1 pseudogene is annotated in these 264 nt (G+C 62.1%); it reads right to left on the bottom strand.

Features of this window, described 5'->3' with window-relative positions:
* Positions 1 to 264: pseudogene (locus SB753_RS38195) on the bottom strand (class I SAM-dependent methyltransferase); the annotation flags it as partial.

Raw genomic sequence — 264 nt, forward strand, 5'->3', positions numbered from 1 at the left:
GTCGCGCGCGAACCACGACAGCGTGCGCTTCCAGCTCGCCTTCTGCTCGAGCGACTCATACAGCAGCCAGTTCGTATTACCGCCGCCGAGAAATGCTCCGTAAGGCACAACCGTTTCGATTGCAAAGCCCTGTGCATCGGCGAACTCGACGAGTTCGGCGATACTCGCACGCGACATGTACAGGCCAAACTTGCCTGCTTCGTCGGTGGCGCGCAGCGCGTCGGGCCATTGGGATTTGTCCGCGCCATACGCAGCGACGGCGTG

It is taken from the genome of Paraburkholderia sp. SIMBA_053 (genome assembly GCF_046534895.1).
GTDB lineage: Bacteria > Pseudomonadota > Gammaproteobacteria > Burkholderiales > Burkholderiaceae > Paraburkholderia > Paraburkholderia caledonica.